Source organism: Rossellomorea aquimaris (genome assembly GCF_020172085.1).
Classification (GTDB): Bacteria; Bacillota; Bacilli; order Bacillales; family Bacillaceae_B; genus Rossellomorea; species Rossellomorea aquimaris_E.
The window spans coordinates 271,130-286,732 of record NZ_JAIVAT010000009.1; the positions used below are offsets into that span (position 1 = coordinate 271,130).

Sequence of the window (15,603 nt, forward strand, 5' to 3'; positions counted from 1 at the left end):
CTAGTGGGAAGTGCTCTTTTTTATTTTATTTACTCACTATCAGATGTTAATGTATATAAATTTTTTATAAAAAGAATAAATTCTTGAGGAACCCTTTCATTTTCTATCGAAAACTATCCTATACCCATAATCCAATTTAAATCCATTTGTGATTATAAAAAGTGAACGACAAATCACAATACCCTTGGCCAGCACTTCTCTTTTTTCGAAAGTGTTTTTCGTGCGTATTAACAGCTTCCTCAATTATTAATATATTTATAAATCTATAGAAACTGAAGAGATTCTAAGCTAAAGACCTAAGAACTATTCTCTTAATCGCCCCAGAACGACATTACATAACATTTTCATCTATGTTTTAATAAACCTAACGACAAATTACAATACCTTTAGACAGCACTTCTCTTTATGGGAAGTGCTCTTTTTTTGAGGGACGGACCTCTCCTAGCTTTCATATATCTCCAATGGCAGCCCATCCGGATCTTCAAAGAAAGTGAATTTTTTATGGGTAAAAGGGTCTATTCTAATTTCTTCTGCTTTAATATTCTTCTGACGAAGCTCCTCTATGGCCTCTTTTATATCTTCCACCTCAAATGCTAAATGACGCAGCCCTTGCGCTTCGGGATAACTCAGACGTGCCAAAGCTTCTGGGAACGAAAAGAGTTCGATGATATATTCACCATTTAAGGTAAGGTCGAGCTTATAGGAATCCCTTTCTTCCCTATAAACCTCCTGCTTTACTCCAAACCCGAGTTTATTCACATAAAAGTCTTTAGATCTGGCATAGTCCGAGCAAATGATGGCGATATGGTGGATTTTTTTGAATTTCATGATGTCTCTCTCCTCCCTCCTCATATATATATCATACCATTATGCTATAAACCGACATTTCGGAAAGCTGCTGCACCCCTTAAATGATCCTGTCCCATCTTTACGGTTTCGGGTCACTAATGAATTTCCACACTTAGGGCATACACCTGAATTCACCCTCATCTTCTTTTCCTGCTGATCTGCCCTGACTTGTTTTATATGTGCCTTCACTGCTTTATTTTCTACTATATTCCTTAATTTGAGCCGTTCAGAGATTCCCTTTATTTGAAAGCGACTAAGGACTGATTCATCATGCTTCTTAATAAGTTCTACCAGTTGATTGGAATGGATAACGAATGATCGACGAGAAGTGATATCCATTTTCTTAATAGTGGATCTGGGATCGAAGGCAATCACTGAATAATAAGGAGGTTGAATTTGGCTGCCAATCAAATTTTCAATGGCCTTAATATGGCCATAGTTTTGGTGAAGCGGATTATGAAAGGATTGCTTACGCTTATAAATGACCTGGGTCCACTTTTTACTTCTTTCGCTCCCGTATATCCAGCCTTGATAATTTTTTGTTTCGATCACAAAGATTCCGGCTCCCGAAAGAACCACATGATCAATCTGAGTGGTTTTACCATTTTGTGAAGGGAGCAAAACATCGTGTAAAACAACATAACGATCCGGGTTCAGTTTACTTAGGTAGTACTTCACTTTTCTTTCTCCAATCTTTCCTTTAAATGATGGAGATGAAGCAAGAATCACCATCACTATGAATAGCAATAAAAGATAGCTCATTAGAAGAAGCCTCCCTATGGAATAATTATACAAATTACATATTATCACAAAATGCAGGACTTATTACCCTCTTTCATTCAAAAAAAAGAAGCAGCCTAAGGCTACTTCTCTCACCATATTATTTCATCGCATCCGTCAACACAGGTACGATCTGCTTCTTACGGGATACCACGCCTTTTAATAACGCCGTGTTGTTTTCAAGCGTTACATTAAACGCTTTTTCAACATCTCCTGCTTTGCTACCAAGTGCAAGTGCCGTAGAGTCATTTTCCAGAATGTCAGTGACAACAAGAAGGAACAGGTCCAGTCCTTTTTCCTTGATCATGGTTTCCATGGCTGCTTCGACTTCCGCTTGGCGTCCGAATACATCATTCGTATCGACAACGTTGATTTGAGCCACTTCCACTTTCGCTGTACCCATTGAGAATTCCTTCGCGTCAAGCGTCACAAGTTCAGCGACTGATTTCGTGCTCATGTTCGCGCCGGCTTTCAGCATTTCCAATCCGTACACTTCAGGATCGACTCCTGCGATTTCAGCCAGTTCTTTCGCTGCCTCTACGTCTTCGTCTGTGCATGTAGGAGATTTGAATAGAAGGGAATCCGAGATAATCGCTGAAAGCATCAATCCAGCCATTTCCTTCGTCACTTCCACGCCTTTTTCCTTATAGATCTTGTTTAAGATCGTTGCTGTGCATCCAACCGGCTCAGCACGATAGTACAGGGGATCTGCCGTTTCAAAGTTCGCGATACGGTGGTGATCGATGACTTCAAGAACGCGTACTTCCTCGATATCCTCAGCACTTTGCTGACGCTCGTTGTGATCAACAAGGATGACCGTATCGGTTTCACCGGCAACCTTCTCTACTAAACGAGGTGCATCTACGTTGAAGTAATCAAGGGCATATTGCGTTTCGCCGTTCACTTCACCTAAACGTACAGGCTCGACGTCCATGCCGATCTTTGTTTTTAAATCGGCATAAACCAGTGCAGATGTAATCGTATCCGTGTCAGGATTTTTGTGGCCGAAAATTAGTGTTTTACTCATTGATCAATCTCCTAACTCTATGTAATGTGGTTCGTTAATCTTCTCTCTTTACATTTTCTTATATTACCATATATAGAAGCAAAACCGTATCTGTTGGGTAAGATTTTTTCCATTGATGATGGAGGTAATATTTCCAAATTTTGCGTTATAAAAGAGTACAGGAATAAACGTGGACTTTAAAAACCCTGTTGTCCGGTGCTGCCGTTGATTTCTCTCAACTCTCTCATTAAATCCTTCCCAAACACATTTTCATATTCTTCATACAAAGGTGCCAGCGTCTCTTTCCACTCTTTTTTCTCTCCATTCAACAGAATATGAACATCCAGATCAGTGTTTCGCTTTAATTCCCTCATTTGACTATCATTCATTTCGATGGAATGCCTGCGGATCCAGTCTGTTGTTTGTACCATCGCACTGTCTATTTCTTCCTGGTACTCCTCAGGTAACCCATCCCAAAACTCTTCGTTCATCAACACCACGTATCCAAGATAGGAATGATTGCTGACCGTCAAATACGATTGATGGCCATAAAGCTTTTTAGAGTAAATATTAGTGATCGTATTCTCCTGTCCGTCAATAAAACCGACCTCAAGGTTCTCATACGTTTTATTAAATGGCAGATCACTTACTGCTGCCCCCATGGCTTGGTATTGATCTTTAATGACTTCACCCGGCATCGTGCGGAAATGTAGTCGATTGAAGTCAGCCGGAGTAATTAAAGGACGCTCATTATTCGTGATTTGTTTAAATCCGTTATACCAGAAGGAAACACCCTTCACGCCTTCACGTTTTTCTACTTTCTCTAGTAATCGTTTCCCTATCTCCCCTTCAAACGCCTGTTGAACTTGATCATAACTATTAAAGGCAAAAGGTAAATCAAATAGACCATACTCAGGTACGTATTGTGAAACTTTGGATGTAGCAGGAATGATCATTTGCACATTATTATTCTTAAGGGCATCCCATTCACTGATATCTGAATAAAGAGATCCATTCGGGTAGATCTCCACCTTTACTTTTCCTTTTGTACTCTCTTCTACCAGATCTTTAAAGCGCCTGACCGCTTTTCCTTTTGGTGTGTTTTCTGACACGACATGACTCACCTTAATGACGATTTGATCCCTCATTTTTTCTTGATCATCGTCATATTCAGCGGAAAATCCATCACGGGTTTGAAATCCAACCACATAGGCAGTCACAATCCCTGTCAATATAAAGAAACCTATAAATAAAAAGGTCCTCACAAGCGGAATCCTCCTCTTTCAGATTCTATTAGAAATGGTACAATAACTTTGAACAAAGAGGAAGGAATATTCAGAATGAACCGAAAACAAATGCCTATTCGCTGGAAAATGACGATTTTATCCTTCGGGGTTGTCTTATTTGCCCTTATCATTGGATTCATTATTTTTGTCGGAAAAGCGATCGAGATGAAGAAAGAAGAATTAGGAAACCAGGCACTAATTACGGCCAGAACTGTGGCAAATCTTCCTACCGTTCAAAGTCATCTGGAAGAGCCTCAAGGCTTTAAGGAAATTCAGCCGATGGTCGAGAACATCAGAACCGTCAATGGATCAGACTATATCGTTGTGCTCAATATGAATCGCATTCGTTACTCCCACCCATCCAATGAGCAGCTTGGGACAATATCGGCTGGGAAAGATGAAGGACCGGCTTTTGCTGAGCACAGTTATGTTTCAACTGCCAAAGGCGAGCTCGGCATGGCGGTAAGAGGGTTTGTGCCCGTTATGAACACCGATCACAAGCAAATCGGTGTCGTAGTCGTCGGAATTCTTCTCCCTTCCACCCTTGATATTATGAGGAATCTACAAAATGAACTAATGATCATAGGGGCAATCACCCTTTTATTCGGAATGATGGGTTCATGGTTGTTAGCAAGACAGATCAAGAAAGATACCTTTGAGCTTGAGCCCTATGAAATCGGGAAGCTCCTGGTGGAACGGACGGCTGCGTTTCAAGCGATGAATGAAGGGATCATCGCCATCGATAATCAACAAAGAATCACCGTATTTAACGAAAAGGCCAAAGATATTGTACAGGTAACCGGAAATCTAACCGGAAAACCCATTCAGGAGATCCTGTCTTCTTCTAAACTGCCGGAAATCATGACAACAAAAGAACCTATTTATCGTGAGGAAATGAAATTAGGGAGCAAAATTGTATTAAGCTCGAGGGTTCCCATCTTGGTAAACGAACAGATCGTTGGAGCTGTCGCCGTGTTCCAGGACCGAACAGAAATGACAGCGCTAGCGGAAGAGCTGACTGGGGTGAAAGAATTCGTTGAGGCATTAAGGGTTCAGACTCATGAACACCAGAATACATTACATACTGTTGCCGGACTGATTCAACTGGAAGAAAACGAGAAAGCACTCGAATATATCTTTCAATCTTCTCAGGAAAAGGACGACCTTTCTGCTTTTCTGGCCCAGCGAATCAAGCTTGAACGGTTGAAAGGTTTACTATTGGGCAAAATCATGCGCGGAAAGGAAATGGGAATTGAGGTGAAGGTTGATCCCGATAGCTATCTTTCCTCCCCTCCTCCTCTGTTGGATGAACATGATTTGGTGATTCTACTTGGAAACTTTATTGAAAATAGTTTTTATGCTTTAAAAGAGATGAATGATGAATCAAAGTTCATTCATCTTTATCTAAAAGAAGAGACGGATACGTTTCATATCGAAATAGAGGATAATGGCATCGGTATGTCAAACGAACAGATTCCACAGTTATTCCAGAAAGGATATACGACCAAAGGAAAGAACGGGTCTGGAATCGGACTCTACTTAATTCATAGCATCGTTGAGAAAGCGAATGGCCACATCAACGTAGAATCAACACCGCTTGAAGGAACGCTTTTCCAACTTACTTTTCCCATGAATGGAGGGAAGACTCATGACGAAACTGATTAACGTCTTGCTTATAGAAGATGATCCGATGGTTCAGGAGGTCAATCGGATGTTTATCGAACGGGTGCAGGGCTTTACAGTCTGCGCCATTGCAGGCAATGGCACAGAGGGTGCTGAAAAGGTAGCCTCTTTCCAACCGGACCTTGTGCTCCTGGACAATTTCATGCCGAAACAAAGTGGTCTTGAAACCTTACAAGCCTTCCGGCAACAAGACACAGACGTGGATGTGATTGTGATATCGGCTGCACAGGATAAAGAAACCATCAGGGCGATGATGCGATTAGGCGTTGTCGATTACATCATCAAACCTTTCAAATTTGAGCGGTTAAAGCAGGCACTTGAAAAATATCAATCTTTCAAACAACACATGATGGGGGACGGTACAATTGGCCAGGAAGAAATTGATCGACTGCAAGGAGGCCCCTCCCCTGCCCGAACTGACAAACAAAGAGTAGACTTACCAAAAGGATTGAACCAACAAACTCTTGAACAAATTGTTCAGTTTCTCTCTGGACAATCTCTCCCCCTTTCAGCAGAAGAAACGGCGGAAGGAATCGGGATTGCCCGCGTCACTGCCCGGAGATACTTAGATTACCTGCTTAAATCAGACCAGGTTCAAATGGTCATCGAGTATGGCAGTATTGGAAGACCCGTCAATCGTTATCAGTGGAAAGAGAAAGGATGAGGCCGTTATTGCCTCATCCTTTTTTTATCCAACCTAAGACCAAAAAGACCAAAACGTCCTTTAAGTTCTAAATATTCTAATATCTTACTGAAAGCGTTACCATTCTATATAGGTAATAAAAAGGAGGACGAAACGATGAAAAAATTCAAATGGATTTCAATCATAGCTCTTGTCTCACTCTTGTTGGCTGCCTGCGGAAGCGACGGTGCAAGTGGAGGAGAATCCGGAAGCGGTAGTGATTCATCCAGTCAATCCATCGTATTTGGTACAGGTGGCACGTCAGGAGCATATTATGCAATCGGTGGTTCATTAAAGCCGATTTTCGAAGAAAGTGATTCAATCGGAAACGTGACAGTGGAATCGACAGGTGCTTCTGTTGCCAACATCCAAAACATCACCGATGGGTTAAACCAAATGGCCATCGTAATGAGTGATGTGGCGTATGACGCTGTAGAAGGAAAAGGACAATTCGAAGGGAACAAGGTCGATGTTCAGCCTATTGCAGGTATGTATCAAAACGTGGTGCAAGTTGTGGCCATGTCAGATAGCGGAATTAAGAGTATTGAAGATTTAAAGGGTAAGAAAGTCGGCGTCGGACAGGTTGGATCGGGTGTGGAACAGAGCGCTAAAAAGGTGTTGGAAGCTGCCAGTTTAACGTATGACGACCTGGAAAAAGTGACTCATACAGGCTACGCAGATTCTGTTCAGGAAATGAAGAACGGAACGCTGGATGCTGCTTTCTTCACATCAGGAGTACCGAACAGCAATATCACCGATCTGATGCAACAAAACGATGTGTCGTTTGTTGAAATCAATGGAGATCTCGCTGATAAGCTAATGGAGAAATACCCATTTTATAAAACGTTCACAATCGAATCCGGTGACAAAGCGAAATACAACCTCGATAAAAAAGTTGAAACCGTTGGAATCCAAAACATGCTCATTGTTTCTAAGGATCTAAGCGAAGATACGGTCTATGACTTAACTAAGAGATATTATGACTACTTAGGAACAGACGCCGTAGCGGTTGCACCGCTTAAGGAAGTGGACCGGGACGAAATGGCGAAGGGACTCATTGCGCCTCTTCACCCAGGGGCAAAGAAGTTTTATGAAGAAAAAGGATTACTGGAATAATCGAAAAAGGGCATCAATCCTGGTGCCCTCTTCTTTCTATCTATGAAAAAAAGAATACTGGTTATTCTTCTCCTTCTCTCTCTTTCCGCCTTTGTCCCAATGAATACATTGATTTTATCCTATGAAAATAAAATAAAAATCGTTCAGCCGTTTTTAGAAGAGAAAGACGTTTCCATACGCTGGACCCATTCTGTTGAAAAAGAAGATTGGGAAGAATTCTTTCATATTCAGGATCAAACCATTCTATTGACTTCAACCCGGTTCAAAACGTTCGGAGCTGGCGTCCCTGATCACGTAGGAGATGATACATATATAAAAGATGGCTGGGTCTATATGATGGGCATCCATCAAGTGATCGGAAGCACCTTACGCTTTCAAACAGGTAAGGAAACAAATCATCGCATCCTATTGAACGGACGGACCATCGCCCTTGATCCTCAAGTGAACTACCAATTATCGGCAAGGTCCGTCCCTCTGTATAAAGTGTTATCTATGATGGTTAAAGATTAAGCGAGGTGACTCATAATGAAAAATCAGAAGAATACATCGGTGGAAGAGTTGGACCGGGAGGGGAATACGAGGAGTAAGTATCCTAAGATGATCGGTCTCTTCCTGTTGGTACTTGCAGCCGGGATTGCCCTCTTTCATTTATATACGTCTTACGCTGGAGCATTGGTTGATGTAAAGCAGCGAAGCATTCACTTATATGGACTGATGGCGATCGGCTTTATCCTCTACCCTATGGTGAGTAAAAAGAAAGGTCATTCTGTTCCTTTCTATGATTATATTTTCAGCGGATTATCGTTATTTGTTGGCATTTATATGTTATCCAGTGCAGAACGGATCATCCGGACAGGCGGACAAATCAACGATATGGATTTCTATGTTGGGATTCTCGTCATCATCCTTCTTCTCGAATTAACCAGACGTGTGACTGGTTGGGGGCTGACCCTTCTTGCCTTGGGGTTCTTGATCTATGGATTCTATGTAAAGCTGTCCATTTATCCGGAATTGAATTCACAGATCACACTAACTGTAACGAAGAAAATGATTTCTCAGCTGGTCTACATTACAGAAGGAATTCTTGGTACAGCGATTGGCGTATCCGCAAGCTACATCATTCTATTCATCTTGTTTGGAGCATTCCTTAGCCGCTCCGGAATGGGAAAATTATTTAATGATTTAGCTCTGGCTGTTGCAGGTCATACAAAGGGCGGTCCCGCCAAAGTGGCGGTCATTGCCAGTGGATTCCTTGGTTCCATTAATGGATCGGCCGTTGCCAATGTCGTGACGACCGGTGCCTTCACCATCCCATTGATGAAAAAAATCGGATATAAGAAAGAGTTTGCAGGCGCAGTCGAATCGGCAGCAAGTGTTGGTGGGCAAATCCTTCCTCCAATCATGGGAGCAGCGGCCTTCATTATGGCTGAGAATCTTAATATCCCTTATACCAAGGTGATCTTGGCAGGAATCATCCCTGCCCTGCTATTTTACATCGGCATTCTGCTTCAGGTGCACTTTAGAGCTTCCAAGCGCGGATTACACGGAGTACCGAAATCAGAACTTCCTTCCGTAAAAGCTGTGCTCGCAGAGCGTGGACACCTGATCATTCCGATGGTGATTCTTCTTTACTTATTATTCTCGGGAAAAACACCATTCTACGCCGCCTTTTGGTCTATTTTAGCTACGGTGATCATTTCAGGATCAAAGCAGGTCCTGACTTTATCCACTCTGCTGGGATTATTCTTTGTTTTTCAACCACAAGTGAACGGGATTATTTCCGGTCACGGGATTCCCCCACTGAAAAGCAGCTGGTGGGAACTGCTGTTGGTCATTGTGATCCCATTGGTCATTAACCTGTTTAGAAAGACGAAGAATCTCGAAGCAGAAGAAATCGGCTTGAAGGATTGTGTACAGGCGTTGGAAGAAGGGACGAAAACGACAATCCCTGTTGCTGTTGCCTGTGGTGCCGTGGGGATTGTGGTAGGTGTCGCTTCTCTGACGGGAGTGGCCCTTGAATTAGCGAACAGCATTGTCGGCATTGGTGAAATGATCGACAGTCCGCTACTTCAGTTGGTGATTACGTTACTTCTGACGATGGTGACGTCCATCGTGTTGGGAATGGGACTACCAAGTATTCCAACCTATATCATCACAAGTACCATGGCTGCTCCGATTCTATTACAACTGCCACTGTTCCGTGAACTGGCAGGATCGACGGAAACAGCTGTGTTTGTCGCTCATATGTTTGTGTTCTACTTTGGAATCTTTGCCAATATCACTCCGCCTGTCGCATTGGCAGCCTTTGCCGGAGCAGGAATCAGCGGCGGTGATCCGACGAAGACGGGATTCCAGGCGATGAGGCTTGCCATAGCTGGATTCATTGTTCCGTTTATGTTCGTGTTTTCCCATGAGATGTTGATGGTAGATGCCACGGTTACGAGCATCATCACTCTCACTATCACCTCTGTCATCGGCGTATTTCTTTTATCTGTATCCATTGAGGGCTATTTCAAGAAGAAATTCCCTGTCAGCCTGCGTCTCATCAGCACGATTGCAGCTTTTCTCTTGATTTACCCTGGCTGGATCACAGATATCATCGGGTTCACCGTGTTTGTCTTCGTACTGTTTTGGAACTACCAGGGAAAGGGTAAAACGATAAATAAAGAGATTAATATAACTCATTAAATGAGGTGGATATAAATGAATTTTGGTTTAAAAGATAAAGCAGTGATTGTGACCGCATCAAGTAAAGGCTTAGGAAAAGCAACGGCACTGGAGCTGGCCAAAGAAGGTGCACGCGTGCTTATTTCAAGCAGAAATGAAGAAGAGCTTCAAAATACAGCAAGTGAAATCATAAAACTGACTGACAACCAGCACATTCATTACAAAACAAGTGACATGACGAGACCTGAAGATATCCGATCACTCGTTGAAACAGCGGTTACGAAACTGGGTGGTGTTGACATTCTCGTCAATAACACCGGCGGTCCACCAGCGGGAGGATTCCAGGAATTCGATGATGACGACTGGCAATATGCCTTTGAATTGAACCTGCTCAGTTATATCCGAACGATCAGAGAGGTAATCCCTCATATGAAAAAGAAGAATGGTGGACGAATCGTGAATATCGCTTCTTCATCCACGAAGCAATCCATCGACGGCCTGATTCTATCCAACACCTTTAGAACAGGAATGGTTGGATTGTCTAAGAGCTTATCAAGGGAACTCGCACAAGATCAGATCCTCATCAACACGGTCGGTCCTGGAAGAATCGCAACAGATCGGGTCGCAGAGCTCGATCAGCTAAACGCTGAAAAGCGAAATATATCCGTGGACGAGTTAAAGAGTATGAGCGAAAAAGCGATTCCTATAGGACGCTATGGTGAGCCCGAGGAGTTTGCCAAAGTGATCGCTTTCTTAGTCTCTAACGCCAACACCTATTTAACGGGGCAATCCCTTGTGGTGGACGGTGGAATGGTGACCGCATTATAACTAGAAAACCCAAAAGGTTAATGTCCTTTTGGGTTTTCTTCAATTATACATTTAGTTTCCCACTATTCTCTCCATATCCGGCACGAATGATCATCTCGATCGTCTCTTCCGACATCTCTAGATGAGATACATCCGTCCCTTCGATCAGCTCTTGGGTATTTCGGTCATCAAATGTTAACGCACCAGCCAGGTATACCTTGAACACGTCAATCAAGCTGTTAAGCTTTACCTCTTCTTCATCCAATTCATACTCACCTGTATTCTCAACCACAGATAAGTTTTGAAATTGAAGGGCATCTTTCAACATGTTGAGCAGATCAATGTTTTCAGGTGGATTCGGATTGGTGATATGATAGATTTTGTCCGGCTGTGCTTTGTCAGGAGCCAGGCTTAAAAGATCTGCCACATAGTCCACCGGTACGAGATTGGATGTACCGTTCTTGGCGGCTACCAGTCTGTACGTCCGCTCTTCCCCGTTTCGTCTCGCAGTCTTACGCTTGAAAACGGCGAGAGCACGCATAAAACCATACAGGGTAAACTGCGAATCGGCTTCACCGGTTTTCGAATCTCCCACAATGATGGCCGGACGGAAGATGGATACGTCCATTTTATCGCGGTATGAAAACACAAGATGCTCGGATTTCACTTTACTCTCTTCGTATGGATTGTTAAACCTTCCGTCTTGAGGATAAAGCTCCTCCACACCTTCCGATAACTTCCCAACCGTGTAAGCCGTACTCACATAATAGAATTTCTTCACTTGAAGACGTGCTGCAAGTTCCAGTATATGCTTCGTTCCATGATAATTGGCGGAAAAGAGTTCATTACGCAGATCTTGATCAAATTTCACAAGGGCTGCCAGATGATAAACGGCATCGATCTTACCTGTCAACCATTCCTGATCATCCGTGCTCAGTCCGGCATTTGGAACAGTGATATCCCCTTGAAAAATATGAATTCTCCTCTGATCTTTTTCTGGAAACGAATCTCTTAACCTTTCGGCCTTCCCAACATTCCTTACTAATATATACACTTCGTTCCGTTTATTTTGTAAAAGGTTCTTAATCAGCTTTCCTCCAAGAAAACCTGTCGATCCCGTTAAAAATATATTCACATTGATCACCCCTGTTGAATTTCAACCACGTCGGTCATTCTGTCTATCATATCACAGATTGAAAGCGGAATCGTCGGGAAAAGCGTCATGGAACATAGTGACAAAAAGAGAGGGGCATCCGCCCCTCTCTTCCATTATTTCCAGCTATCATAAAACTTCTTTGCCACCTGGACTGTATGGGTACTACCGCCTGCGTCTTGCACATCTTCAAGGAGCATGGCCAGAACCATGGACGGGTCATTCTGGTCATACGAAACGAACAGTCCATTTTCCGTTCCGGTTGTTCCCTGCTCTGACTTGATTTCTGCTGTCCCGGTCTTACCGGCGATGGCTTTCCCCTCTACGCTTGCCTTACCGGCAATTCCTTCTGTGACGACTTTTCGCAAATTCGTCTTCATCATATCTGCTTGTTCTTTCGATAGCAAATCTTTCTTCCACACCTTCTGCTCTTCGTCCTTCAGAAGTCGCGGTTCCATCATAGTCCCATCATGGATGATGCTGCCGTAAGCACTTGCCAGATGAACGATGCTCATCAGCACCTCACCCTGACCGAAGGCAGAATCAGCCAACTGAACTTCTTTGGAGATACTGCCGTCGTTCGAGACTTGTGATTTGTAGATCGGATAAGACATGGGGATCTCTTCGCCAAAGCCGAAATCCTTCAAACCGGCAATAAAGGTGTCGGCACCCATCTCTAATCCGACACGGGCGAAATAGATGTTATCCGAGAATTTAAGGGCGCTTTCTAAATCCACCTTACTATCATTATCAAAGACTCGGACGACTTTGTAATTCCCCCACGATTCATCCTTTTTCCACGTCTTCCCTTTGATGTCATAGATTTTGTCAGGGTCCAGCTTGCCGGATTTTAGTCCGACGGATGCTGTAATGCCCTTCATGGTCGATCCTGGTGAATAGGCAAGGGGGAATCGGTTCCGTAGCGGCTTCTTCGGATCGTCGGCCAATTTTTTATATGCCTCAGAAGACATCCCTAATACGAATTCATTCGGATCATAAGCCGGTGTGCTCACAAGAGCCAACGCCTCTCCCGTTTGAGGATTGAGAGCTACTGCGGTCCCTGCCTCATCCTTCATCTGAGCGTATATTTTCTTTTGCATCTCGGCATCGATGGTCAACGTAATGTTCTTCCCATCCTGAACAGGTTGCTCGACGACGGTGGCAGCTTCTTCTGAATCCTGTTTCTTTAGATAAATCCGCTGTCCGTCCTCGCCTCGCAGCTGATCTTCATATACTTCCTCTGCACCGCTCAAGCCCATCAAGGACTGAGCGGTATACCCTTTGTCTTTCAGTTTTTCCAATTTCTCTGCCGTCAGCTTTCCGATATAACCGGTGAGATGAGCGGTGGCTTCTCCATATGGATATTCCCTTGCCGGCACCCTTTTGGAGTAGAGACCGTCCAATTCGATTACTTCTAGTGCGAGTGGACGCTCTTTCAAGGCGATTTTTTTAATAGGAACAAAATAGTCAGGCTTCACCCAGCTTGCATCCAACTTACTCTTTATTTGTTCTGGTGATAAATCGAGTAAGGATGACAGCTTACTCATGTCATTTTCATTAAACTCTTTCGGCACAATCCCAAGCTCAAATGCTTCGCCGTTGACCGCAAGAGGCTTCTGATTCCGGTCCAGGATTTCCCCACGCTTGGCCGAAATACTCTCAACACCGACCTTATCGCCCTTTTCCATTTCAGGCAGGATATACGAAGGATCCCAATTCACGAACCAGTTTTCATCGTCATCCTTCTTTTCTTTGGTCAACGTGACATCTTTTTTATACGACACTTCACCGGCCAGAGTTTTAAACGAAATGGTCATGGGGAATTTCGCTTTCGTTTCTTTATCCCAGTCCACATCTTGATCCGGCTTTTTGAAGGATATTTTCACATCCTTTACTTCCAGATCTTTATAGATGTCTTTATATCTCGTGACGAAATCTTCTTTTTTGTAGGTATCTTTGGTTGAGGAGGTTATGTAGTCCTTAAACATCTCATCAAATTTCTCTTTGTTCCAAAGATCAACGTATTTCTGCAGGCGGTCATCAGGCTGAGGTTTCTCCTGACAACCGGCGACCATTAGACTGAGAGCGACAAAGAGACAAAGCAGCATGACTTTTTTGACCATATGTAATGACAGCTCCTTATTATTTGGTATATTCATTGTTTCAAATACTATCCATATTTACAAATTTAATGAATTTATATTCTTTACCTGATCGAAGTATGTCCTTCTTCAACACAGGCGAATTTTGTCGAGGATTAAGTCCATATAATTGTGTAAAAAGAAAGAGTCATTTTATTCCTTCTTGTCAACACTGTTTTCAACCACGATAAACAATGAGAAGAGGAATAAAATGACTCAATTACAGTTTACCCTAGATTTGGATTCTTTAAAAGAAGCAGTGATTAACTCTAATATCGAAACCGTTGTAAGATCTGCGATCGTTCTTGTTTTAAATGAATACATGGAAAGGGAGAGAGACCAATACCTTAAAGCAGCCTCTTACGAACGATCTACTGATCGTTTAGATTATCGTAATGGCTACTATGAAAGAGACTTTACAATGAGTGTTGGAAAAGTCAAATTGAAGATGCCACGAACCCGTAATGGAGATTTTTCTCCTTCCGTATTTGAAAAATACTCACGGTGTGATCAAGCGTTTGTCCTTTCTATGATTGAAATGGTAATCAATGGTGTTTCGACTCGTAAGGTTATTCATATTGTGGAACAGCTTTGTGGAGAAACAGTTTCTAAATCATTCGTTTCTTCCCTGACTCAAAAGTTAGATCCTATCATTAATGATTGGGCAAAGCGACCTTTGAACGGAACTTATTTTCCATATATATTTGTAGATGCCATGTATGTAAAAGTCCGCGAACACCATCGTGTCGTTTCAAAAGCCGTCTACATTGCGACAGCTTTATCAGAAAAAAATAATCGTGAGATTTAAGGCTTAATGGTCGATCATGCCGAGAGCTACGAGAGTTGGAGTAGGTTCTTTCAACAGCTTAAATCCCGCGGTCAACAATCTCCTAAGCTTGTGATTTCAGATGCCCATAAGGGCCTTCAAAAGGCGGTCCTACGTGAGTTTATCGGGACCAGTTGGCAGAGGTGTAATGTACATTTTAAACGAAACATCATCCAACACCTCCCAAAGAAAGATTCTAAAGAAATTAGAACCATGATAAAGAGGGTGTTTGAAGCTGTCAAAATTGAAGATATGAGGAACTTTAAAGAAGAGCTGATGAGTCAGTATAGCGAGGATACCAAATATGAAAAAGCGCTGGCCATCTTTGATGAAGGCTTTGAAGATACCATTCAGTACATGGACCACTTTGATGAAATTCGCCCACATATTCGCAGTACTAACTGTTTGGAACGATTGAACCAAGAGGTTCGAAGAAGAGAAAAGGTCATACGGATCTTTCCGAACACCCAGTCAGCCTTTCGATTAATCGGGGCAGTGTTGTTTCATTATCAACAAACCAATTATTCAAAAAGGAAATCCTTTTAAAAAGCCCTAAGCATTTTTGAATGAAACTTCCCATTCAAATGGTTTCACATCCAGGACAGGC

General features: G+C 42.8%; 12 protein-coding genes and 1 pseudogene. 7 read left to right on the top strand and 6 right to left on the bottom strand.

Translation table 11 applies throughout. The features are described from left to right. Window positions 1-441: 441 nt before the first annotated feature. The 4 genes from LCL96_RS20980 to LCL96_RS20995 all read right to left on the bottom strand — a co-directional run bounded on the left by LCL96_RS20980 (window position 442) and on the right by LCL96_RS20995 (window position 3,900). On the bottom strand, window positions 442-828 hold the full coding sequence (locus LCL96_RS20980) for a VOC family protein (RefSeq protein ID WP_224944960.1): 387 nt from the start codon (window positions 826-828) through the stop codon (window positions 442-444). Window positions 829-867: 39 nt separating this feature from the next. Next, window positions 868-1,611, bottom strand: a complete 744-nt coding sequence (locus tag LCL96_RS20985) for an NERD domain-containing protein (RefSeq protein WP_224944961.1) — start codon at window positions 1,609-1,611, stop codon at window positions 868-870. A 118-nt stretch (window positions 1,612-1,729) separates the two neighbouring features. Beyond that, complete coding sequence (locus LCL96_RS20990) at window positions 1,730-2,656, bottom strand: manganese-dependent inorganic pyrophosphatase (RefSeq protein WP_224944962.1); 927 nt, start codon at window positions 2,654-2,656, stop codon at window positions 1,730-1,732. A gap of 176 nt (window positions 2,657-2,832) precedes the next feature. Continuing rightward, window positions 2,833-3,900, bottom strand: a complete 1,068-nt coding sequence (locus LCL96_RS20995) for a DctP family TRAP transporter solute-binding subunit (protein WP_224944963.1) — start codon at window positions 3,898-3,900, stop codon at window positions 2,833-2,835. A gap of 75 nt (window positions 3,901-3,975) precedes the next feature. On the opposite strand from LCL96_RS20995, the gene LCL96_RS21000 reads away from it, so the two are divergent. From LCL96_RS21000 to LCL96_RS21025, 6 genes are all read left to right on the top strand, one after another. Continuing rightward, a complete protein-coding gene (locus LCL96_RS21000; RefSeq protein ID WP_224944964.1) occupies window positions 3,976-5,586 on the top strand; it encodes a sensor histidine kinase in 1,611 nt (536 codons plus the stop codon). Next, window positions 5,570-6,268 (top strand): response regulator, encoded by a 699-nt coding sequence (locus LCL96_RS21005; RefSeq protein ID WP_224944965.1) that lies wholly within the window; start codon window positions 5,570-5,572, stop codon window positions 6,266-6,268. Before LCL96_RS21000 ends, LCL96_RS21005 begins: the two co-directional genes overlap by 17 nt. A gap of 135 nt (window positions 6,269-6,403) precedes the next feature. Then, the gene (locus tag LCL96_RS21010; RefSeq protein ID WP_224944966.1) at window positions 6,404-7,402 is read left to right on the top strand and encodes a TAXI family TRAP transporter solute-binding subunit; all 999 of its coding nucleotides are present in this window, start codon (window positions 6,404-6,406) and stop codon (window positions 7,400-7,402) included. Between the two features lie 99 nt (window positions 7,403-7,501). Beyond that, window positions 7,502-7,912: a DUF1850 domain-containing protein gene (locus tag LCL96_RS21015; protein ID WP_224944967.1), complete on the top strand. Its 411-nt coding sequence runs from the start codon at window positions 7,502-7,504 to the stop codon at window positions 7,910-7,912. Between the two features lie 15 nt (window positions 7,913-7,927). After that, complete coding sequence (locus tag LCL96_RS21020) at window positions 7,928-10,090, top strand: TRAP transporter permease (RefSeq protein ID WP_224944968.1); 2,163 nt, start codon at window positions 7,928-7,930, stop codon at window positions 10,088-10,090. A 15-nt stretch (window positions 10,091-10,105) separates the two neighbouring features. Then, the gene (locus LCL96_RS21025; RefSeq protein ID WP_224944970.1) at window positions 10,106-10,897 is read left to right on the top strand and encodes an SDR family oxidoreductase; all 792 of its coding nucleotides are present in this window, start codon (window positions 10,106-10,108) and stop codon (window positions 10,895-10,897) included. A gap of 43 nt (window positions 10,898-10,940) precedes the next feature. Here the strand turns inward: LCL96_RS21025 and LCL96_RS21030 are convergent, their stop codons facing one another. Together LCL96_RS21030 and LCL96_RS21035 are read right to left on the bottom strand one after the other, a co-directional pair. Beyond that, window positions 10,941-12,011, bottom strand: coding sequence for an SDR family oxidoreductase (locus LCL96_RS21030; protein WP_224944972.1), 1,071 nt, complete (start codon window positions 12,009-12,011; stop codon window positions 10,941-10,943). A gap of 134 nt (window positions 12,012-12,145) precedes the next feature. Further along, window positions 12,146-14,152 carry a penicillin-binding transpeptidase domain-containing protein gene (locus LCL96_RS21035; protein ID WP_224944975.1) on the bottom strand — a complete coding sequence of 669 codons (2,007 nt, stop codon included), beginning with the start codon at window positions 14,150-14,152 and terminating at the stop codon, window positions 12,146-12,148. A 229-nt stretch (window positions 14,153-14,381) separates the two neighbouring features. Here LCL96_RS21035 and LCL96_RS21040 point away from each other — a divergent pair. After that, window positions 14,382-15,542 (top strand): annotated as a pseudogene (locus tag LCL96_RS21040) (IS256 family transposase). The last annotated feature ends 61 nt before the right edge of the window (window positions 15,543-15,603 follow it).

Bases quoted from the DNA above. Each gene is read 5' to 3' on its own strand.
- LCL96_RS20980 (WP_224944960.1), bottom strand. From the start codon at position 828: ATGAAATTCAAAAAAATCCACCATATCGCCATCATTTGCTCGGACTAT.
- LCL96_RS20985 (WP_224944961.1), bottom strand. From the start codon at position 1,611: ATGAGCTATCTTTTATTGCTATTCATAGTGATGGTGATTCTTGCTTCA.
- LCL96_RS20990 (WP_224944962.1), bottom strand. From the start codon at position 2,656: ATGAGTAAAACACTAATTTTCGGCCACAAAAATCCTGACACGGATACG.
- LCL96_RS21000 (WP_224944964.1), top strand. From the start codon at position 3,976: ATGAACCGAAAACAAATGCCTATTCGCTGGAAAATGACGATTTTATCC.
- LCL96_RS21005 (WP_224944965.1), top strand. From the start codon at position 5,570: ATGACGAAACTGATTAACGTCTTGCTTATAGAAGATGATCCGATGGTT.
- LCL96_RS21010 (WP_224944966.1), top strand. From the start codon at position 6,404: ATGAAAAAATTCAAATGGATTTCAATCATAGCTCTTGTCTCACTCTTG.
- LCL96_RS21015 (WP_224944967.1), top strand. From the start codon at position 7,502: ATGAATACATTGATTTTATCCTATGAAAATAAAATAAAAATCGTTCAG.
- LCL96_RS21020 (WP_224944968.1), top strand. From the start codon at position 7,928: ATGAAAAATCAGAAGAATACATCGGTGGAAGAGTTGGACCGGGAGGGG.
- LCL96_RS21025 (WP_224944970.1), top strand. From the start codon at position 10,106: ATGAATTTTGGTTTAAAAGATAAAGCAGTGATTGTGACCGCATCAAGT.
- LCL96_RS21035 (WP_224944975.1), bottom strand. From the start codon at position 14,152: ATGGTCAAAAAAGTCATGCTGCTTTGTCTCTTTGTCGCTCTCAGTCTA.